The sequence below is a fragment of the Rhodanobacter humi genome, assembly GCF_041107455.1.
Classification (GTDB): domain Bacteria; phylum Pseudomonadota; class Gammaproteobacteria; order Xanthomonadales; family Rhodanobacteraceae; genus Rhodanobacter_A.
Map to the genome: position 1 here is coordinate 1,361,954 of NZ_JBGBPY010000001.1, position 21,062 is coordinate 1,383,015.

General features: G+C 65.7%; 14 protein-coding genes and 1 other RNA gene. 2 read left to right on the forward strand and 13 right to left on the reverse strand.

All coding sequences use genetic code 11. The features are described 5' to 3' along the window. Position 1 precedes the first annotated feature (1 nt). The 9 genes from mraY to rsmI form a co-directional block, all read right to left on the reverse strand. Complete coding sequence (gene mraY, locus AB7878_RS06065) at positions 2 to 1,102, reverse strand: phospho-N-acetylmuramoyl-pentapeptide-transferase (protein WP_369493495.1); 1,101 nt, start codon at positions 1,100 to 1,102, stop codon at positions 2 to 4. After that, positions 1,092 to 2,474 carry a UDP-N-acetylmuramoyl-tripeptide--D-alanyl-D-alanine ligase gene (locus AB7878_RS06070; RefSeq protein WP_369493496.1) on the reverse strand — a complete coding sequence of 461 codons (1,383 nt, stop codon included), beginning with the start codon at positions 2,472 to 2,474 and terminating at the stop codon, positions 1,092 to 1,094. Before AB7878_RS06070 ends, mraY begins: the two co-directional genes overlap by 11 nt. Continuing rightward, the gene (locus tag AB7878_RS06075) at positions 2,471 to 3,961 is read right to left on the reverse strand and encodes a UDP-N-acetylmuramoyl-L-alanyl-D-glutamate--2,6-diaminopimelate ligase (RefSeq protein WP_369493497.1); all 1,491 of its coding nucleotides are present in this window, start codon (positions 3,959 to 3,961) and stop codon (positions 2,471 to 2,473) included. The genes AB7878_RS06070 and AB7878_RS06075 overlap by 4 nt, the downstream gene beginning before the upstream one ends. Then, entirely contained in the window at positions 3,958 to 5,730 is a 1,773-nt protein-coding gene (locus tag AB7878_RS06080; protein WP_492614707.1) for a peptidoglycan D,D-transpeptidase FtsI family protein, read from the reverse strand. The genes AB7878_RS06075 and AB7878_RS06080 overlap by 4 nt, the downstream gene beginning before the upstream one ends. An 89-nt stretch (positions 5,731 to 5,819) precedes the next feature. After that, a complete protein-coding gene (gene ftsL, locus AB7878_RS06085; RefSeq protein WP_439653770.1) occupies positions 5,820 to 6,092 on the reverse strand; it encodes a cell division protein FtsL in 273 nt (90 codons plus the stop codon). Continuing rightward, positions 6,089 to 7,015, reverse strand: coding sequence for a 16S rRNA (cytosine(1402)-N(4))-methyltransferase RsmH (rsmH, locus tag AB7878_RS06090; protein WP_369493499.1), 927 nt, complete (start codon positions 7,013 to 7,015; stop codon positions 6,089 to 6,091). The genes ftsL and rsmH overlap by 4 nt, the downstream gene beginning before the upstream one ends. Positions 7,016 to 7,061: 46 nt before the next feature. Further along, positions 7,062 to 7,508, reverse strand: a complete 447-nt coding sequence (gene mraZ / locus AB7878_RS06095) for a division/cell wall cluster transcriptional repressor MraZ (RefSeq protein WP_369493500.1) — start codon at positions 7,506 to 7,508, stop codon at positions 7,062 to 7,064. A gap of 333 nt (positions 7,509 to 7,841) precedes the next feature. Next, an RNA gene (gene rnpB / locus AB7878_RS06100) (RNase P RNA component class A) lies at positions 7,842 to 8,204 on the reverse strand. 96 nt (positions 8,205 to 8,300) lie between these two features. Then, positions 8,301 to 9,128, reverse strand: coding sequence for a 16S rRNA (cytidine(1402)-2'-O)-methyltransferase (rsmI, locus tag AB7878_RS06105; protein WP_369493501.1), 828 nt, complete (start codon positions 9,126 to 9,128; stop codon positions 8,301 to 8,303). An 84-nt stretch (positions 9,129 to 9,212) separates the two neighbouring features. On the opposite strand from rsmI, the gene AB7878_RS06110 reads away from it, so the two are divergent. Further along, positions 9,213 to 11,165 carry a penicillin-binding protein activator gene (locus AB7878_RS06110; RefSeq protein WP_369493502.1) on the forward strand — a complete coding sequence of 651 codons (1,953 nt, stop codon included), beginning with the start codon at positions 9,213 to 9,215 and terminating at the stop codon, positions 11,163 to 11,165. Continuing rightward, on the forward strand, positions 11,165 to 11,521 hold the full coding sequence (locus AB7878_RS06115) for a YraN family protein (RefSeq protein WP_369493503.1): 357 nt from the start codon (positions 11,165 to 11,167) through the stop codon (positions 11,519 to 11,521). Before AB7878_RS06110 ends, AB7878_RS06115 begins: the two co-directional genes overlap by 1 nt. A 166-nt stretch (positions 11,522 to 11,687) precedes the next feature. Here AB7878_RS06115 and AB7878_RS06120 read toward each other — a convergent pair whose 3' ends face one another. The 4 genes from AB7878_RS06120 to AB7878_RS06135 form a co-directional block, all read right to left on the reverse strand. Beyond that, entirely contained in the window at positions 11,688 to 12,080 is a 393-nt protein-coding gene (locus AB7878_RS06120) for an SCO4402 family protein (protein WP_369493504.1), read from the reverse strand. Continuing rightward, positions 12,073 to 13,065, reverse strand: coding sequence for an RHS repeat-associated core domain-containing protein (locus AB7878_RS06125; RefSeq protein ID WP_369493505.1), 993 nt, complete (start codon positions 13,063 to 13,065; stop codon positions 12,073 to 12,075). The genes AB7878_RS06120 and AB7878_RS06125 overlap by 8 nt, the downstream gene beginning before the upstream one ends. 158 nt (positions 13,066 to 13,223) lie before the next feature. After that, entirely contained in the window at positions 13,224 to 14,960 is a 1,737-nt protein-coding gene (locus AB7878_RS06130; protein ID WP_369493506.1) for a hypothetical protein, read from the reverse strand. A gap of 95 nt (positions 14,961 to 15,055) precedes the next feature. Beyond that, the gene (locus AB7878_RS06135; protein ID WP_369493507.1) at positions 15,056 to 20,998 is read right to left on the reverse strand and encodes a hypothetical protein; all 5,943 of its coding nucleotides are present in this window, start codon (positions 20,996 to 20,998) and stop codon (positions 15,056 to 15,058) included. Positions 20,999 to 21,062 lie beyond the last annotated feature (64 nt).

The following is a 21,062-nucleotide window of genomic DNA, read 5'->3' on the forward strand; positions in this document are numbered from 1 at the left end:
CTCAGCGCACCTTCAACGTGGCGAGGCCGATCAGCACCAGCACGACGCTGATGATCCAGAAGCGCACGATCACCCGCGGCTCGGGCCAGCCCTTGAGCTCGAAGTGGTGGTGGATCGGCGCCATGCGGAACACGCGCTTGCCGGTGAGCTTGAAGCTGGCCACCTGGATCATCACCGAGGCGGTCTCCAGCACGAACACACCGCCCATCACCAGCAACACGATCTCCTGGCGCACGATCACCGCGATGCAGCCCAGCGCGGCGCCGATCGCCAGCGCACCCACGTCGCCCATGAACACCTGCGCCGGGTAGGTGTTGAACCACAGGAAGCCCAGCCCGGCACCGGCCAACGCGCCGCAGTAGATGGCCAGCTCGCCCGCACCGGGGATCGAGGGAATGCCCAGGTATTCGGAGAACAGCTTGTTGCCGGCGAGGTAGGCGAACACGCCCAGCGCGCCGGAGACCAGCACGGTGGGCATGATCGCGAGGCCGTCGAGGCCGTCGGTGAGGTTCACCGCATTGGAGAAGCCCACCACGATGAAATACGCCACCACCACGAAGAACGCGCCCAGCGGAATCGCCACGTGCTTGAACAGCGGCACGTACAGCGCGGTCTCCGCCACCGGCGCGTTGCCGACCGCGTGCGGCGCGGTGAAGAACAGGAACAGCGCCGCGCACAGGCCGAACACCGACTGCCAGAAATACTTCCAGCGCGAGGCGAGGCCGCGGCTGTCCTTCAGCACCAGCTTGCGGTAGTCGTCGTAGAAACCGATCACGCCGAACGCCAGCATCACCGCCAGCACCACCCACACGTAGCGATTGTGCAGGTCGGCCCACAGCAGCGTGGCGACGGTGACCGCGAGCAGGATCATCACGCCGCCCATGGTCGGCGTGCCGGCCTTGGACAGATGCGTCTGCGGACCGTCGCTGCGCACCACCTGGCCCGCCTTCAGCGCCGCCAGCTTGCGGATCAACGCGGGGCCCAGCAGCAGCGACACCGCCAGCGCGGTGAGCGCGGCCATGATGGTGCGGAAGGTGATGTACTGGAACAGGTGCAGCGTGGTGAAGTGCCGCGCCATCCAGTCCGCGAGTTCAAGCAGCATCGGATGCGCCCTCCGGCTTCGTGACGGCATGTTCGGACGCGCCTTCCAGCGCCCGCACCACTTCGTCCATGCCCGCGGAGTGCGAGCCCTTGACCAGGCAGGTCACGCCACCGTGCAGGCCGGCTTTCAGCGCGGCGATCAGCGCGGCCTTGTCGGCGTAGTGCTCACCACCCGTGCCGAACGCCTCGACCGTTGCCGCACCCAGCGGACCAACGGCGAACAGCCGCTCGATGCCGCGTTCGCGCGCCTTCGCGCCCACGCCGGCATGCAGCGCGCGGGCGTCGGCGCCCAGCTCGGCCATGTCGCCCAGCGCCAGCCAGCGTTCGCCGTCGGCCAGCGCCAGCGTGGCTATCGCCGCGGCCATCGAGCTGGGGTTGGCGTTGTAGCTGTCGTCGATCAGCGTGACGCCGCCGGGCAAGATCACGCGGCGCAGGCGACCGGCGACCGCACGCGCCTGTTCCAGTCCCGCCACGATGGTGGCCAGCGGCACGTCCAGCGCCAGCGCGATGGAAGCCGCCGCCAGCGCGTTCGCCACGTTGTGGCGACCGGGCAGCGCGAGATTCACCTCGGCGTCGCCTTCCGGCGTGCTCAGCACGAAGCGCGAACCGTCCGCGCGCTGCTCCACGATATCGGCGCCCACGTCGGCCTTGTGTTCCAGCCCGAAGCGCAGCACGCGGCGCGTGCCGGCCAGGCCCGCGAAGAAACCGGCGAACGTGTCGTCCGCATTGATGATGGCCACGCCGTCCGCCGGCAGTGCCTGGTACAGCGCGCCCTTGGTTTCGGCCACGCCTTCCACGCTGCCCATGCGCTCAAGATGCGCGGGCGCGATGATGTTGACGAGGCCGATTTCGGGCCGCGCGATGGCGGCAAGATAGGCGATGTCGCCGGGCTTGCCCGCGCCCATCTCCAGCACCGCGTACTCGGCGTCTTCCGGCATCGCCAGCAGGGTCAGCGGCAGGCCGATCTCGTTGTTGAAGCTGCCCACGCTGACGTGGGTGCGCCCGTGCAGCGACAGGATGGAAGCGACGAGCGTCTTCACCGTGGTCTTGCCGTTGGAGCCGGTGATGCCGATCACCCGTGCATGGCGCTGCGCGCGCACTGCGCTGGCGAAGTCGCCCAGCGCCGCTTCAACGTCGTCCACCAGCACCTGCGGCAACGGACTGTCCAGCTTGCGCGACACCAGTGCGCCCGAGGCGCCGGCGGCGGCGGCCTGCGCGAGATAGTCGTGGCCGTCCACGTGCTCGCCCTTGAACGCGGCGAACAGGTCGCCGGCTTTCAGCTTGCGGGTGTCGATGGCGACCCCGCCCACCGCGGCGTCGTCGCCGAGCAGGCGGCCGTGGGTCCACATCGCGATGGCGGAGAGCCGCATCATGCGCGCCGCTCCAGGGCCGCGCGCGCGACCAGCATGTCGTCGAACGGGCGCTTGCCGGCCGCGCTCTCCTGGTAGGTTTCGTGCCCCTTGCCGGCGATCACCACCACGTCGTTGGCCGCCGCCATCTCCAGCGCCTGCCCGATCGCGACGGCGCGGTCGCGTTGCACGCCGTATTCGCGCGCCGCGCCCATGCCGGCCACGATCTGCGCCACGATCGCGTCGCCGTTCTCGCCGCGCGGGTTGTCGTCGGTGACGATCGCCACGTCGGCCAGCCGCGCCGCGATCGCACCCATCAGCGGGCGCTTGCCCGCGTCGCGCTCGCCGCCGCAGCCGAACACGCAGATCAGCCGCCCGCGGCAATGCGCGCGCACGGCGGTCAGCACCTGCTCCAGCGCGTCGGGCGTGTGCGCGTAATCCACCACCACCAGCGGCAGGCCGTGGCGGCCGCCGAGCCGGCTCATGCGCCCGTTGACCGGCTGCAGGTTCTCCAGCGCGGCGACGATACGCTCGAACGGCTCGTCCAGCGCGCCGAGGCAGGCCGCCACCGTGAGCAGGTTGGCCACGTTGAACAGGCCCAGCAGGTGGCTCTTCAGCGTATGCGTACCCCAGGGCGTGCGCAGCACGAAGGCCAGGCCCTCGGCGGAACTGACCACGTTGCTGGCCACCACGTCCGCCGAGGCATCGCCGTGCGCGCTCACGCGCAGGGCGCGCACGCCGGCCGGCAGCTGTTCCAGCAGTTGCACGCCGAACGCGTCGTCGCCGTTGACGACCGCGGCGCGCAGCCCCGGCCAGGCGAACAGCTTCGCCTTCGCCGCGCCGTAGGCTTCCATGCTGCCGTGGTAATCCAGATGGTCGCGGGTGAGGTTGGTGAACGCGGCGACTTCGAAATCCACCGCGCCGACCCGGCCCTGTTCCAGCGCGTGCGAGGACACTTCCATCGCCACGTGGGTGGCGCCGGCGTCGCGGAACTCGGCCAGCAGGCCGTGCACGCTGATCGCGTCCGGCGTGGTGCGCTCGCCTTCGCGCAGCCGGCCGTGCAGGCCGGCGCCCAGGGTGCCGATGCTCGCGGCGCGATGGCCGAGGAAGGTCAGTGCCTGCGCCAGCAACTGCACGGTGGAAGTCTTGCCGTTGGTGCCGGTGACGCCGATCACGCGCAGCGCTTCGGACGGACGCCCGTGGAAGCGCGCGGCAATCTCGCCGACCAGGCCGTGCAGGCCGTCGATCCACAGCACCGGCACGTCCAGCGGCTCGATCCCGATCGCCGGCCCTTCGGCCAGCACCACTTCCGCGCCGCGCTGCACCGCGCCGGCGGCGAACTGGATGCCGTGGCTCTGCGTGCCGCGCAAGGCGAGGAAGGCGTCGCCGCGGCGCACCTTGCGCGAGTCCAGCGTCAGCCCGGACACCACGATGCGCGCGGCACCCGGCGTGGCGGCCAGCGGCGCGTCGGCGAGGCCCAGCAGCAGCTGGTCGAGATGGCCGGTGCTCATGGCGCGCCTCCTTCCGTCGGCGCCTCGTCGACCGGCGCCTCCTGGATCGGCACGTCGTTGACCGCCGGCGTGACCGGCGTCTGGCTGCCGACCAGGCCACCGTTGCCCTGCAGCGGACCGCCCACGTACCAGCGGCCGATGTTGTCCGGCGGGATGTCGAGCAGGCGCAGCGCGCCACTGGTCACCGCGGCGAAGGCCGGCGCCGACACGGTGCCGCCGAAGTAGCCGTTCTTGCCGGTGGTGCCGTTGATCACCACCGCGGTCACCAGGCGCGGGTTGCTGGCCGGCACGATGCCGACGAACAGCGAGTTGTAGGTGCTCTTGGAGTAGCCGCCGGCGATCGCCTGGTGCGAGGTGCCGGTCTTGCCCGCCACGCTGTAGTTCGCGATGCGCGCGCGCGCGCCGGTGCTGCCGGGACCGGTGATCGTCTCCAGCATGCTGACCAGCTCGTGCGCCACCTGCGGCGAGATGATCTGCCTGCCCGCGCTGTCGTCGCCCTTGATGAAGGTGGGCGTGTGCATCACGCCGCCGTCGGCGATGGTGGCGTAGGCGTTGGCCAGCTGCAGCGGAGTGACGTTCAGGCCATAGCCGTAGGCCATGATCGCCTTTTCCAGCGGGCGCCAATCGCGGCCGATCTTGAGGTAGCCGGAGGCCTCGCCGGGAAAGCCGCTGCCGGTGCTGTTGCCCAGGCCGAACGCGCGGTAGGTGTCGTACATCAGCGGCGTGTCCAGCGTCATCGCGATCTTCGCCGCACCCACGTTGCTGGAGCGGGTGAGCACGCCGGTGGGGGTGAGCAGGCCGTTCGGGTCGTCGTCGCGGATGTCGTGGCCGTAGAAGTACCAGTGGCCGTTGCCGGTATCGATGATCGGGCCGGTCGGCGTGTACTTGCCGCTGGACAGCGCCGCCGCCAGGGTGAGCGCCTTCATCGTGGAACCGGGCTCGACCACGTCGGTGAGCGCGCGGTTGCGCCGCTGCGCCGGCTTGCTGCCGGTCACCGCGTTCGGGTTGAACGTCGGCATGCTGGCCATCGCCAGGATCTCGCCGGTGCGCACGTCGAGCACCACGATCGAACCGGAAGCGGCCTGGAACTTGTCCAGCGTGGACTTCAGCTCGTTGTACGCGAGGAACTGGATGCCGCGATCGACACTGAGCGTGAGGTTCTGCCCCGGCTTGGGCGCACGCACCTGTTCGAGATCCTCGACGATGTGGCCCTTGCCGTCGCGGATCACGCGCTTGGCGCCGGGCTTGCCGGCCAGCCAGTCGTCGTAGGCCAGTTCCAGGCCCTCCTGGCCGTGGTCGTCGATGTTGGTGAAGCCCAGGACGTGCGCGGTGACTTCGCCCGACGGGTAGAAGCGCTTGAACTCGCGCTGGCCGTTGACGCCGGGGATGTCGAGATCGAGCACGGCTTGCGCCGCCTCCGGCGCCATCTGCCGGCGCAGGTAGACGAACTCGCGACTCGCGCGCGCTTCGAGATAACTCTTGATGTCGGCCGCGTTGCCGCCCAGCGCCTTGGCCAGCGCGGGGATGCGGTCGTCGTTGGCAAGCACCTCGGCCGGGTTGGCCCAGATCGAGGTGACCGGCGTGGACACCGCCAGCGGCTCGCCGTTGCGGTCGAAGATGGTGCCGCGCGAGACCGGGATCGGCACTTCGCGCAGGAAACGCGCGTCGCCCTGCTTCTGGTAGAACTGCTTGCGCACCACCTGCAGGTCGAACGCGCGCGCCACCAGGCCCAGCGAGACCAGGCCGAGCACGCCCGCCACCAGCACCATGCGCTTGCGCGCGCTGGGGCCGGCGCCGCGCCGGCGGCCCGGTGACGGCGTGGCGCGCTGCGGCTGCGGGCGGGTGCGGTCGCGCCAGTTCATCGGCGCAGCAACCGGATGTCTTGCGGGCGCGGATCGAGCATGCCCAGCTGCTGCCGCGCCTCTTCGTCGATGCGGCGCGGCTCGGCGAACGTGGCCTGCTCCAGTTCGAGTTTGCCGTATTCGATGTTCATGTCGTCGCGCTGGTTCTGCAGCGCGGTGAGCTTGACGAACAGCACGCGGCTCTCGTGGCGCGCCCACACCACGCTGATCGCGCTGGCCAGCACGGCGGCCAGCAGCGCGAGTATGAAGAGGGACTGGATCAGCCTCATGCGGAGCCCACCTTCTGCGCCACCCGCAACACGGCGGAACGGGCGCGCGGATTCGCGACGAGCTCGGCCTCGGAGGGAAACTGCGCCTTGCCCACCGCGACCAGTTCGGCCGACTTCGCGGCCACCGGCGGGCCGCGCCGGTTGCCCAGCACGCGGCCGGAATGGTCGCGGATGAACTGCTTGACGATGCGGTCTTCCAGCGAGTGGAAGCTGATCACCGCGAGCCGGCCGCCGGGCTTCAGGCGCGCCAGCGCGGCATCCAGCCCGCGTCGCACCGAATCCAGTTCGCCGTTCACGCGGATGCGCAGCGCCTGGAAGCTGCGCGTGGCCGGATGTTTGCCCGGCTCGCGCCGACCCACCACACGCTCGATCAGCGCGGCCAGTTCGCCGGTGCGGGTGAGCGGGCTTTCCACGCGGCGTTCCACGATGGCCCGGGCGATCTTGCGGCTGAAGCGCTCCTCGCCGTACTGCCACAGCACGTCGGCGATCTCGCGCTCGGGAGCATGGGCGAGGAAGTCCGCCGCGCTCTCGCCCTGGGTGGTGTCCATGCGCATGTCCAGCGGCGCGTCGGCCATGAAGCTGAAGCCGCGCGCGGCCTCGTCCAGTTGCGGCGAGGAGACGCCGAGGTCGAGCAGCACGCCGTCGAGGCCGGCGGCGGTCTCGTCCCAGTCGGCCAGGCTGGCGAAGTTTGCATGGCGGATAGACACGCGCGGCTCGGCGGCGAACGTCGCCTGCGCCGTGGCGATGGCCTGCGGATCGCGATCCATCAGCAGCAAGCGGCCGCCGGGGCCAAGGCGTGACAGCACGGCGCGTGCGTGACCGCCGCGTCCGAACGTGCCATCCAGATAACGCCCGCCTGCCTGCACGGCAAGGCCCTCCACCGCTTCGTCCAGCATTACCGGGATGTGCCGCAACTCGGCCATGCCGCACCTCCCGTCCCGTATCCCGCCCGCAAAAACGTGCGCCGCACTACAGCTGCAGCGCGGCCATCTCGTTGGTGATTTCGTCTTCGCCGATGGTCTGGCGGATCTTGGCCAGGTGGGCCTGTTCGCTCCACAGCTCGAACTTGTTGCCCATGCCCAGCAGGACCGCCTTCTTCTCGATGCCGGTGGTCGCGCGCTGACTGGCCGGCAGCAGGATGCGCGCGGCGCCGTCGGGTTCCACCACCGCGGCGGCACCGACGATCTTCATCTGCATGTCGCGGTGCGACTTGACCACCTTGGACAGCGCGTTGACCTGGTCGCGCACCTTCTCCCACTCCTCGTGCGGGAACAGCCACAGGCAGCCCGGCTCGAACGGGTTGTAGGTGACCACCAGCCGGTTCGCGCAGGCACCGGCCACCAACTCGCGATACGCGGTCGGTATGGCCAGGCGGCCCTTGTCGTCGACGGTGATGGCGGTTTCGCCCTGGAACACGCAATAGACTCCACGAAAACCCACGATTTCACACTGAAAGCCACGATAGTCTCGCCCCCTGAGACTGTCAAGGGATTTTTGCTTGTGAATCAAGGAGAAAGGCGAAGTTGTGGCGGCGTTTCCAGCACTTCCTGAGGAACATCCCCAAGGTGCTTGAATGCAGGGAAATTTTTCTGCAACGCATCCGTCCCAGCGGATCGCAAAAACCCGCTCCTTGCGCCGGCGGGAGCGGTTGGGCATGAACCGCTGTTCACCTCGCACCATGCGCGGCCGCATGCACGCACCCATGGCCAGTCCCGGCGCACGCGTGGCGCGCCGGGACTGGGAAGGGAAAGGTGGAGTCGGCCTGTAAGCCGGGTTCTGTACGCCTTGCGGCGCGACAGTCATTCCTCTCGGCCAGGCGTCGCCGCCTGGCTCCAGCAACCTACCCGGGGACGACGCGGGCCGCGCCAATGTCCCCCTATTTGGTCTTGCTCCGAGTGGGGTTTACCGTGCCGTACGGCGTTGGCCCCGTACGCGGTGCGCTCTTACCGCACCCTTTCACCCTTGCCTGTGCCCTTGCGGGCCATCGGCGGTCTGCTCTCTGTTGCACTGGCCGTCGGCTCACGCCGCCCAGGTGTTACCTGGCACTCTGCCCTGTGGAGCCCGGACTTTCCTCGATGCGCTTGCGCGCGACGCGACTGTCCGGCCGACTCCATCGAGGATTGTAGCGCGATAGCGCCAACAACTTTCCCTCTCCCATCGGGAGAGGGTGCCCGGCGCTGCATCGACTCCCATCGGTGCCAACCCACACTACCCCTCATATAGAAGCTTGCGCGGCGCGCCACTGATCGCCGCCGCGAGCTTGGCGGCCTTCGCCGGCGGCAGTTCCTCGCGCAGGATCGCGAAGATGCGCTGGCCTTCGGCAAGCTTCGCATCGGCTTCCTCGCCGCGGCCGGCGACGAGGATCACGCATTCGCCGCGCTGCTGGTCCGGATCGTTCGCCACGCGTTCGGCGAGTTGCGCCAGCGGCTCGTCGAGCACCGTCTCGAACAGCTTGGTGAGTTCGCGCGCCAGCACCGCCTCACGCCCGTCGCCGAACACCGCGCGCATGTCGGCCAGACTCTCGGCGACGCGATGCGAGGATTCGTAGAAGATCAGCGTACGCGGCTCGCCCGCCAGTTCCTGCAGGCGCGCGCGGCGTGCCGCGGACTTCGGCGGCAAAAAACCCTCGAACACGAAACGGTCGCTGGGCAGTCCCGCCACCGACAGCGCAGCGATCGCCGCGCAGGCACCCGGCACCGGCGCGCAGCGGATGCCCGCCGCGCGTGCCGCGCGCACCAGCCGGAAACCGGGATCGGAAATCAGCGGCGTGCCCGCATCGGAAATCAGCGCCACCGATTCGCCGCCCTGCAGGCGTCGCACCACGGCCTCGACCACCTCGCGCTCGTTGTGCTCGTGCAGCGCGAGCAGCGGCGTGGCGATGTTGTGGTGAAGCAGCAGCGGACGGCTGTGGCGGGTGTCCTCGGCGGCGATCACCGCCACCTCGCGCAACGTCGCGATCGCGCGCGCGGAAAAATCGTCGCGATGGCCGATCGGTGTGGCAACCACCCACAGGCAACCGGGTTGGACGGATGACATGTGCAAGCTCCTGCGGACCCGAGTCACGGAAACGATCGGCTATCATCGCGCACACTCGCCGCGAATACCGACAAGAGAGCTCCGATGCGCCTGCGTTCCGTTCCCCGGCCATCCCTGACGACCCTCGGCCTGACCCTGTTGTTGACCGGAACGCTCGCGCTGAGCGGCTGCGTCCCCGGCAACGCGAAACCTTCGCCCGCCGAGATCAGCGCAGCGGACGGCGCCGCCGCGCTGGCGCGGCAAGGCCAGTTCGACCAGGCCGCGCAGGCTTATCTCGCGCTGGCCGCGCAATACGGCGGCCATGCCGACCATTACCGTCTGCTCGCAGCCGAGTCCTGGCGCGAGGAAGGCCGCATCGACGACGCCGCGCCCACGCTGGCGCAGATCAAGCGCGCCAACCTGCAAGGCGACGACGCGGTGCGCTTCGACCTGTTGCGTGCCGACCTCGCGCTGCGCCACCACGACGCGGCCACCGCGCTGCGGCTCACCACCCAGCCCACCGTCGCCGTACCGGGCAAGCTGCAGCTGCGCCTGTACGAGTTGCGCGCCCGCGCCCAGTCCGCCAGCGGCGACCACTGGGGCGCCGCGCGCACCCGCGTGCAGATGGACGACAGCCTGCAGGGACTGGATCGCGCGGAGAACCGCAAGCAGGTCCTCGCCGAACTGACCCAGCTCGACGTGGCCTCGCTGAAGCAGCGCGCCGCCGCGATGAAGCCGGGCGACCGCATGCTGTCGTGGACCAACGAGGCACTCAGCCAGCTCGGCGTCGCCGTGGCGCAGCCACCGCCCTCGCTGCAGCAGCCGGTGGGCACCCTGCTGCCCGGCGCCAATGCCGAGGTGCGCGAGGGCTACAAGATGCCCGCCCGCGTGGCCTTGCTGCTGCCCACCAGCGGTGCCTTCGCCGCTGCCAGCGACGCGATCCGCGAGGGCTTCTTCGCCGCCTATGCGGAAGACGCCCGCACCCACGCACCGCGCGCCTCGGTCCGCATCTACGACACACAGGGCAGCGCCGACGGCGCGCTCAAGGCCTACCAGCAGGCGGCCAGCGACGGCGCGCAACTGGTGGTCGGCCCGCTCACCCGCGGCGCGGTGGCTGCACTGTTCGGCCAGCCCAAGCTGCCGGTGCCGGTGCTGGCGCTGAATCACCCCGACAGCAAGCAGCTGCCCGCGACCGATGCCAGCGAATTCGGCCTGCTGCCGGAAACCGAGGGTGCCCAGGCCGCCGACCACATGATCGAACGCGGCCTGCACCAGGCTTACGTGGTGATCTCCAGCGACGACTTCGCCCAGCGCGCCGCCGGCGCGTTCAAGGCCGAACTGCTCGCCCGCGGCGGCGAGGTCACCGGCATGGCCACGCTGCCCGCCGGCGGCGCGAACTACGCCAACCTGATCGCCAACCTGCACCTGCCCGCCAGCGCCACGCCAGGCGCCGCGACACCCGACACTTCCAACCCCGCCAGCAGCGCCAGCACGAGCGCCGTCGCATCCACGACGGCGAGCGACGCCGGCATCTTCATCAGCATGCGCCCAAACCAGGCGCGCCTGCTGCTGCCGCAGTTGCAGATCGCCAAGATCGCACTGCCGGTGTTCGGCACCTCGCACGTCTATGCCGGTAGTGACAACCCCACCGCCGACGGCGACCTCAACGGCGTGGAATTCTGCGACGCGCCCTGGCTGTTCGACGCCCAGCCCGGCCTGCCGCACCACGACGACATCGCCACCCTGCTGCCCGCCGCACGCGACGGCAGCGCGCGGCTGTTCGCGTTCGGCATGGACGCGTGGAACCTGGTGCCCTACCTGGACTGGCTGCGCGACCACCCCGGCAGCTACCTGCCCGGCGCCAGCGGCCAGCTCACCGCCGACCAGTTCGGCCGCATCCGCCGCGTGCTGATCTGGGCGAAATTCCAGAACGGCCTCGCCCGCCCATTGGGCGGCAGCCTGCAGGTGGACGACCAGCCCGTACCGTCCGGCACCGCACCGGCACCGGCACCGGCCAGCAGCAGCGAACAGCCGGCGGCCGCCTCGTCGGCCGGCTGATGCGCAGCACCGGCGCCGCGTTCGAGCAGCGCGCCGGCGCCGAGCTCGAACGCGCCGGCCTGAAACCACTCGCGCGCAACTACACCACCCGCCACGGCGAACTCGACCTCGTCATGCTCGACGGCGACACCATCGTGTTCGTCGAAGTGCGCTACCGCGTGCGCGCCGGCCACGGCGACGCACTCGCCTCGATCACCCGCAGCAAGCAGGACAAGCTGATCCGCACCGCGCAACTGTGGCTGGCCGCCCATCCGCAACACGCGCAACGCGCCTGCCGATTCGACGTGGTGAGCTACGACGGCTCTGCTGCCGACGCGCGCATGCAGTGGCTGCGTGGTGCGTTCGAGGCGAACTGATGCGTTGCCTGCAAGCGCTACGGTGCGATCGCAACACCCAAGCCGCACAGCAGCAACCACGGATGCTGCCATCTAGCCTATCTAGTTCGCGGCCGCCCCCTCTCCGAAGCGCTGGCGCACTTAGTCACAGCACACTCTCTTCCGGAACCCAATCTTACGCTCATCTCTATTCTGAATCCCGCAAGACTATCAGTGCAGCTTGTGCAAGGTGCATCAAGGATAACCACGCGGGATCAGACATATACACGCTTGAATCAGCATCACCCAATTTCTGAAACAATTGATCCAAGGCATTACAGACATTACTGATTACGACAGCCTCAACTTGATCTTTTAATATACGGCCAATTTCCGAATCAACATCCTTATTCAGGTCAGTATCATCGAAGAAAAAATGAAAAACATCATCTATTCCAGACGAAGATGGATAGTCTTCGTGCATCAACCATAAGTGGTCTTGCTTGCTTTTATCAGACAACTCATCAAGCAAGGAGATCATCTCAAGCCTCTTCCGTGGCGCAGTTATGTCCATGTCGCCATGCTCGATACGGTTAGCCATTTTTATTCAGCCATGTCTTAAGAGGGGTATGCGCCTCTGGGGTGGATGTCGGCTTATTCGATATTATCGGCTTACCATTTGCATCCACTGTAGACCCATTACGCTGCTCGACCACATGATCAACGCGCTGTGATGGATACACATGATCAGGCGTACCCATATCAACCCTCACTCTATTTCCCTTTGGGTTTGCTGGATCTTCAAAGCGGCTTCCCACTCCCTTTTTGTTCGGGGTTTCCGTCCATCCATCCAGTCGTTTTCTGACTTGGTTCAATGACCGCTCGAATTTCCATGCACGATACGCACGGACCGCTCCGACAGCCGTCATCTCTGGTCCAGCCACAATGGCCACCGCGCCCCCATACACAACCCCCATCATGATCAACCCCGCCTTTGCCTCCTTAGGGTCATGACGCTGGTTCATTGCCTCCGTCAGGGATTTTGTCGTCTCATACGAGATCTCTGCCGATTCTCTGCCAGTCGGGTCGGTATTCGTGATTGGGTTGTTATTGGCGTAGGCGTATCGATTGAATCCAAAGAGGTTACCCGGCTCCGGCGCTACCGGATCCGGACTCAAGAACCGCCCAACCGGCTGGTAGTACCGTGCCTGCATGTACACCAGCCCAGTCTCCGGATCGTTCACGTGTCCGGTATAGCCAGGCCCGTCCGGCGGACTCCCCAGCGATGCGACCGAACTGCCGTAGGGCGTGTAGTCGTACCGCGCGATAACATTACCCGATACGTCCGCCTCCACCAACGGCGTGCCCTGCGGATCGGTGTAGACATAGGTCACCTTGTCCGTTTGCGCGTGGACCTCCAATCCCAAGCCCAGCCACAGGCCGAGCAAGCACAAGGAACGGATGACAAGCTGACGGATCTTCATGGTGTGCCCTTTCTGGATCGCCATCGCCGTATCACGGGCAAGTAATGAGATGGTTTTTCTCGCACTTGCACTTGCCATTGGTCTGGGGGTGACCAAACCCATCGTCGCGCACCACACCATGACCGTGTCCGATACTTGAGGCGGCATTAATCATCGTGTTGCTCAGTAAGCCATAACCTCATTCCATTTTCTTAGTCAAGGGCAACTCGACATGAGTTGCCCTTGCGCACTATCCACATATAGAAGGCGTTGCTCGACCACTATGGAGCAGAAAGGCTAATCAGCTTCGGTACTGACCACATGCCGTACTTGTTGACCACCGTGACATTCACAGCCCGGTATTTCTGCAAAATGCTGGACGGGATCGTAAGCGTGATTCCTCTGTCGTCGCAGTAGTCAGGCACTACCGTCTGCAGAAACCCCGGCGCGCTCCAGTCTGGCGTATAGAAGTCAACGTGACACGTTGACGGGAATATCGAAGCATCCTCGAACTGCCCTGCAAAACGCTCGCCTGTTATCCAAATGCACTGGTCGTTGGCGCATCCGAGACCCAGAGCATCGATCTGAGGTGTTTTAAGAATACGACCAAACGTGTTCCACGCGGCACGCGGCTTTTCGGTAAACCCCGAAAGATTCGCATTCACAAAAGCTTGGCACGTTGTTGCCGTCTGGCTGGCTTGCGTTGGAACCAGCTTGATAAGCCCAAAGCCCCATGTACTGTAATAGTCTTGAGTTGCCGTACTTGGATCACAAAGCGGGCTGTAGGGGTCCGCATCATACAGACCCCAATAAGAGTATCCGAGCAAATTGGAATTCGACTCCATTTGGTTTACTACGCCGATGTCCTTCCATGTCGAACTCTGGTAGCCAACAAATATGTCCTGCCACATCTCCCCTCGTGTATCCCATCCGGCCACCGGCTGGTCGGCACCAGATGTTGGATCATGCTTTGCGGCGGTTGAACAGCCACCCTTGACATCAAAATTCTCACACACCGTATGAGCATCGTAGGCAAATTCGTATATGAATACCTTCATGGGTGGAGCACCGACCGGTTGGGCCTGCCTACTCATCGACACCACATAGGCAGTATCGTCGGCCAATGGCAGCGGCATTGCTCCACTCCCTGCTCCGTACCATCCCATGGCAACAAAATCTGTACCAGCAATGTAGTACATGGCGCTAGGGTCACCAGGCCTCGGGTAGTAAGCGACCGCTTTGGTTTTGTCATATGCCTTTAGGCTGTTGGCCATCGAGGTCACTTGGCTAACGGTTATTTGTCCTTGGGGTGCATTATCCGTCTCCCATGGAATGATGAAGCCGTACACGTTCCCCATGCCAGCCACCGCTCGACTCAGTTCAACGAGAAATGCGTTGTATGCGTCAAACAAATTGGTATCAGTGAAAAGTGCATACACCAAATTGCTGGACCAGGTACATGGCGCCCCATTTCCGGCTGGATTGTAAAAGACATTGAAATTTGTGCTGCAGACGCGCGTACTTGGCGTCACGCCGTTGTCATGGTACAGCGTTGGGTTTGCGGCCGTGAGTGGCATAAGAACGACACTCAGCCCATAGTGAGCAGCGGATTGGACAAACCCCTGCAACTTGGCTTCATTATTGCTATCGAAGACATATGTCATGCTGGATGGGCTTGAGTCAACATAATTGACAGAGGACATGATATTGCCCCATGGAACCCAGAGCACTACCGTATTAAATCCCTGCTCGGATACCATTTTAAGCTCGCTATCAGCCCGCTGCAGATCAAGCCCCGACAAGCTATATTCCAACCAAGCCCCCTTACTTCCAGATGGATTGGTATCGATCCATGGCTGCCAGAAATGCACGGCGCGAAGTTTGTCCGGGAATTTCCAATTGGTTGCTGTTGTGGCATGCGCGACCTGTGACGCGACCCCAAGCATCAATATCGCCACCAGATATAGCAGCAACCTCGCCGTACCGGCATTCAGACTGCGCAAAGATAGAAGATTCACGACGCTTTCTCCTTTAAGTATTTTCCATGAGTCAAGTCAACCGTTAGAGAGAAGGAAGTCAACCAGACCATAGAGAAATATTTGCCATCGCCGTATCACGGGCATTTAATGAGATCGGGTTGTTTCACGCCCTTGCCATTGGTCTGGGTTGCCATACTCATCGTCGTGCACGACACCGTGACCGGGTCCGACGTTTGCCACCCCGAGCATCCCCAGGCGTTGCATGCCTGTACTGAGTAGACATACGTGCCGGGCACGACATTCGATTGGTAAACACTCGTTCCGCTACCGCTGTAGACCGCCACCACCGTGTTCGTCCCGGTGTTGGTGCGCTTGGCGTTGTAGCTAGTCGCACTACTCACCGACGCCCAGCTCACTACCCAGGTACCGCTCGGGTAAGGCTCCGAGTCCGGCGCGGAGACGTAAGCTGGCGCTACCGGTGGCAGCATCACTCTGATCGTCGCCGAGCCGCTCCACGGCCCGCAGCCGCTCGCGTTGCACGCCTGCACGTGATACGCATAGGTGCCGGGGGTTCGGCCGCTGGCATTCCAACTGGTCGCACTGCTCGATTGCACCGTGCTCCAGCCACCGCCGTTGAGGCTCTCCTGCAACGTGTAGCTCGCCGCGGTCGCCACCGAGCCCCAGCTCACCGTGTAGCTGCCGGTGGCGCTGTTGCTCGGTACGCTCAGGCTGGGCGCACTCCCCGGCGGCAACAACACGTTGGTCGTGCCGGTGCCGCTCCACGGCCCGCAGCCAGCCGCGTTGCAGGCCTGCACTTGGTAGGCGTATGTGCCGGTGGCCTGGCCGCTGGCGCCCCAGCTCGTCGCACCGCTCGACTGCACCGTGCTCCAGCCGCCGCTGTCGATGCTGATCTGCAGCGTGTAGCTGGTCGCCGTGGCCACGCCGCCCCAGCTCACCGTGTAGTTGCCGGTGGCGCTGCTGCCCGGCACGCTGAGGCCCGGCGCACTGGCCGGCGGCAACAGCACGGTCGTCGTGCCGTTGCCGCTCCACGGCCCGCAGCCGCCCACATTGCAGCCCTCCACGCGGTACACGTAGCTGCCGTCGCCCTGGCCGCTGGCACCCCAGCTAGTCGCCCCGCCGCTGTACGCCGTGCTCCAGGTGCTGCCACCGTTGCTGCTGACCTGCAGCGCGTAGCTCGTCGCCGTCGCCACGCCGGTCCAGCTCACGGTGTAGCTGCCCGTATAGCTGTTTGCCGGCGTGCTGAGGCTGGGCGCGTTCGCCGGCGGATGCGTCACCACCAGCGTGCTGCCCGTCACCCACGCCGTGCACACCGAGTTCCCCGCCGTGTCGTTGCACGCCTGCACCTGGTACGTGTAGCTGCCGTTGCCCAGGCCGGTCAGCGCCACGCTGGTGGCCGTGCCGCTGTACACCGTCGTCCAGGTACTGCCGCCGTTGCTGCTCTGCTGCAGCGTATACCCGGTCACCGGCGCCGACGCCGTCCAGCTCACCGTGGCGCTACCGGTGCTGCTGGCGGCGGGCACGCTCAAAGTGGGCACCGGTGATGGCACCACGCCATAATTGGTGTTCACGCTCACGGCGGCCGAGGTCGCGCTCCAACCCGCCGTGCCGTAGGCATCGCTTGCCTCGACCTGGTAGGTATAGCTGCCCGTCGTGGTGCCCGGACGGCTGAGCGAGATGGCGGTGGTGTTGGTGGCGATCGTGCTCCATGCTCCGCCGTTGAGGCTTTCCTGCACGGTGTAGCCGGTAGCTCCCGTCACCGCCGTCCAGCTCACCGTGTAGGGGCCATTGATCGTGCCGCCCGGCACGCTGACCGTCGGGATCGCCGGCCACACGCCCAGCGTGGCCGAGGTGGTCCAGCCGCTGCAGTTGCTGCCGATGCAGGCCTGCACCCGGTAGACGTAACCGCCGGCGGCCAGACCCGATACGGTGGTACTGGTCGCGCTGCCGCCATATACGGTGCCCCACGTGCCGCCGCCATCACTGCTCTGCTGCAAGATGTAACTGGTCGCCGCAGGGGCACCGCCCCAATTCACCGTCGAGCTGCCGGCGGTGGGATTGGTGCCGAAGCTGATGGCGCCGGGCTGGGACAGCTGCACGTGGTCGTGCCGGGCGATCAGGTGCGTGCCCAGGTAGATGAAGTTGGTGGTCGTGGCCGTGCCAGGAGCGTACTGGTACATCAGCTGGCCGGCTTGATCGTAGAAGTAGTACGCGGGCGAGCCGCTCGCCGGCTGCTTCACCACCCGCCGTCCCGCGGCGTCGTAGCTGTAGCCCTCCACGCCCGGCAGGCTGGTCAGCTGATGTTTGGCATCGAAGGCCAGCGTAGTGCTGTTCTGGGCGATCGTGTCGCCTTGGGCGTTGTAGCGGAGACTGTCGATCGTGCTGGCGCCCTGCGTGATGCTCGCCAGCTTGTTCGTGGCGTCGTAGTTGTAAGTCAACGTCTGGCCTTGCGTCAGCCGGGTGCGCAGGTTGTTGATCGGATCGTAGGTGTAGCTTTCCGTGCCGTAGAGGTTGTTGGCCGTCGCGCTGGTCAGGCGATTTAGGTCGTCGTAGCCGAAGCTCTTGGTACGTAGGCCGCTGGGGTCCGTCACCGCCGTGATGTTGCCGTCGGCATCGTAGGTGAGCGCTTCCTGTACATCTGTCGTACCCCCCGCGCCGTCACTGAAGGCGCTGGTGAGCAAACGGGTGTTCTGCGTGGCGGCGTAGATGCGGCCGTTGCCGTAGGTGAAGCTCTCGACCTGGCCGTTGGGAAAATAGCCGACGCCGGTGGCGTAGCTGCCCGCCTGCGTGGGGCGGCTCCACGCATCGGGTGCATAGCTCACGATCTCGCTCGTACCCATGCCGGCCGGGTAGCTCACCGTGGCACGGTGGCCGTAGGCGTCGTAGCCGTAGCCGAGCGCCCAGGTGAAGCCGCTCACCTGCAGGCTCTCGCCCGTCAGCATGCCCAGGCTGTTGTAGGCAAACCCTTGCGTGGCGACACCCGAGACGGCGGTGTGCACGCGGCCCAGTGCGTCGTAGGTGTAGGTCGTGCCCTGGGTGCCCGCCGGCGGCGCGATCGTCAGCACGCGGTTCATCGGGTCGTAGCTGCGCGCGGTTTGCGCCGCAGCAGCCACCTGGTCCTGACCACACCCGCTCTCGATGATGGTCTGGCCTTCGGCGCTCCATGCGAGGTTGTTCGCGCCGTCGTAGGCCATGACCGTGCTGCCGGTTTCCGGCTCGGTGGTGCGGCAGAGGCGGTGGTAGCTGTCATAGACCAGCGTCTTGGTGACGCTGTCCGTCTCGGTGCCGTAGCTGCCGGACTGGGTGATCGCTGTTGGCTCGCCGTAGATATCGCGCGCGATGCCCTGGCTCACACCGTCCGGCGCGCTGATCGACCACGGTGCGTTGTAGACCGGCTGGTCGAAAGCCTGGAAGTACGTCGTGGTGACCTTGCCTCTCGGATCGGTCACTTGTGTGCCGGGACCGCCCACGTAGTTGGTGGTGGTGGTTAACGGGCCAAGCTCAGAATCCTGCACGGTCTGATACAGCCGGCCCAGCGCGTCGTAGGTACTGTGCGTGCCGGTGGTGATCGCTGACAGATCCGGGCTACCAGCCTCCGGATACGCGGCGAACGTCGTCAGGCCGCGCCAGTCGTAGCCGGTGGCGGTGCTGATGTCCGCGCTGCCGTTGGAGGTGTCGTTCAGTACCGGACGCAGCTCGGCGTCGAAATACGTGGTGTCGGTGGCACTGCCCTGGGTGACCGTGCGCCGCCAGTGGCCAGCACCCACGCCGCGCTCCGCGCCGGTCACGTAGGCGTAGGTGAATACCTTGGGGTACCACTGCGCGCTGTCGATGCTGCTGTCGTAGGGGTAGTTGATCTGCGAGATCCGGCCGATGGCGTCGTAGCTGTAGCCGGTGGTGTGGCCGGACTGGTCGGTGATCGACGTGATCTGGCCAAGGTCATCCACGGCCAACGTCTCGCTGGTGCTGTCCGGGTAGCCGATGGCCTGGGGGATACCGCGGTAGTAGTTGCTTAAGTTGGTGATGTGGCTGTTGCCGTCGGTGAAACTGGCGAGCTGGCCCGCGCTGTTCCACGTGTAGCTCATCAGCGTCTCGCCGAAGCGGGCGCGCGACGTCAGCTCATCGAGGCTGTTGTAGCTGTTGCTCGACTCCACTTCGCCCGTGCCCACGTTGGTCACAGTCTGCGGCAGGCCCAGCACCCAGAGGTTGGTGTCGTTGAGGTAGGCGGTGGTCTCTTCGATCGGCGACTGGCCGGCGATGTCGTTGTAGCGCTTCACATCGGTCGGCTGGGCGTAGGCGTCGAACGCCAGTGCCTGCCAGGTGTAGTTCTGGCCTTCCTGGGTGATCGTGCGCTGCTGCAGAGGCGAGCCTTCTTCGGTCTGCAGGTAGTTATCGCGCCCTTGCAGGTCGATGCCATAGGCGGTCGGCCAGGGGCCGCCCGTGGGATTGGCGTAGAGGTTGGCCACCGAGCGCAACAACGTGGAGCCCGCCGCGCCGCTGTAGTAGTCCGTGCGCTGCAGTTGCCCTTCCGTGGCGTCAAAGACGTTGCTGAAGGTGTAGCGCGTATCGTTGCCGCCCGGATCCGTCACATCGGTGTACACGGTCGACGGGCAGCTATTGGTGCTGGCGCAGCTGTCGCTTTTCCAGCTCTGGTTCGCCGCCGAATAGCTGTAATTCCAGGTTTCCGTCGGCAGCCCCGCACCGGTGATCGTCTCGCTGGTGATCGACTGCTGGTAATACGCATTGGGGATCAGGAAGTACACCTGTTGGGGAGGGTTGAGGCCACCCCAACATGATTTGGGTACATAGGACCGACCGTGTAGCACCGGCTCTTCGGCAAAGCTGCCTTGGAGGCCGGAGGGCGCCGTGACGGTGCCTGTCGTCGTTGTGACGGTAGCTGTTCCCACCTGGTTGAGGTTGCAGTTGGCGCCACCCACCTGGATGAGATCGTTCTGGAATCCCGCGAGGTTGTACGACCAAGCGCTACCATCGGGCAGCGTGACGCCCGTCAGCGTGGGCAACGTCGAGTTGGTGGCGGTGTCGTAGCTGTAGGTCCAGGTACGCGACGGAACATTCGTCGCCTTGGCGGTGACCGAGTGGATCAGCTGCGAGCCCGACACGTAGGTAACATCGATTTCGCGGCCGTCGCTGGCCTTGATGCTGGATAGGTACCCTGTACTGGGATCGTAGTTGTAGGTCAGCGTGTTGCCGAAGCGGTCCTGCACCTGCGTCACGTACATGAAGGCTTCGCGCCGGGTCAGGGAGTCGGTGCCGCCGACAATGACCTGCGGCTGGGCGCTTCCACTGCTGAAAGCCGTGACACCGTCAGGCGGCGTGCCGCCCGGCTTGGTGATGTTGATCATGGGACGATAGAACAGGTGCGCGAAGGTGTATCGCGTACCGTCCGGAGCAAGGGCCAGGAAGCCCTCGCCACCATCGTCCGCAGTCACCCCGCAACCGATCACCCAGTTCTGCTTGGTGGCGATCCAGAAGGTCTGCCCGCCGATCGTGGGCGTCAAGGAGTTCCCGTCGGCCAGCAAGGTCTGACTCCCTTCGCCGGGAACGATCAGGTGGTAGCCGTACCACCATTGGTCCGAGCCCCACGAGTCGGCGCTGTTGATCGTCCCGCCCGCGACATCCGGCGGGGCGCCGAAGTAGGTGCAACGCTGCAAGGGATTGGTGGCCTGAACTTCCCAACCGGTGACATTGGACTGATTGGCCGTCGCCGTTTCGATGCGCGGGATGTCTAGATCCCAGTCCCCGAAGGGCCGCTTGGCAAAGAAGTTCCCCACCCCAAGGGTCGTGCCGAGCGAGCGCGACAGCTGCAGCAGCGGGCCATTGCCCGGCAAGCTGACATCGGTTTCCTCGAAGGACAGCTCGCCGGTGGACAGATCCACCTTTTCGCCGAAGGGATGCTCCCCTAGCGGGTGAATGCTCTGATCGACCTGGATCAGCTTTTTGTATTCGACATCGGGGGTCACCGACTGGGCGTGACACCAGCCCGACAGCACCAGCATTGCCACTGCCCACAGGCAGTTCCCTTGCCAACGTGCACGCATCGTGTTGTCCCCTGAGAGACCGCGCGTTGCGCGCGGCACCTTTTTTTAGAACTACTTCCGCTCA